The organism is Burkholderia sp. GbtcB21 (genome assembly GCF_019091065.1).
GTDB lineage: Bacteria > Pseudomonadota > Gammaproteobacteria > Burkholderiales > Burkholderiaceae > Burkholderia > Burkholderia pyrrocinia_C.
Genome location: NZ_JAGXKA010000178.1, coordinates 1 through 300, shown reverse-complemented (window position 1 = coordinate 300; position 300 = coordinate 1). Strand labels below are relative to the sequence as shown.

Annotated in this window: 1 pseudogene; it reads right to left on the bottom strand. The window is 62.0% G+C overall.

Features of this window, described 5'->3' with window-relative positions:
* Positions 1 to 78: 78 nt before the first annotated feature.
* A pseudogene (locus tag KVT39_RS36745) lies at positions 79 to 300 on the bottom strand (IS3 family transposase); the annotation flags it as partial.

Genomic DNA, 300 nt, shown 5'->3' with positions numbered 1-300 from the left:
TCCTCCGGAGTCCTGCATTCCAAACATGCTCAAGCAGCTTCACCTCCATACGGGCGGGCTACGCTGGCTGGGCGTACCATACGTAAAATCCGACACCCAGAGCTGATTCGGTCGGTCAGCCTTGAACTGCCGGTTGACTCGGTCCAGCGGGCGCGGCGCGGTCACCTCGGGAATCGTCGTGCGAACACGCTTACCGCGAACTGCGCCACGCAAGCCCTGCAGTTTCATCAACCGTCCGACCGTGCAGCGTGCCACTGCAATGCCTTCCCGGTTCATCTGCTTCCAGACCTTCGGCACGCC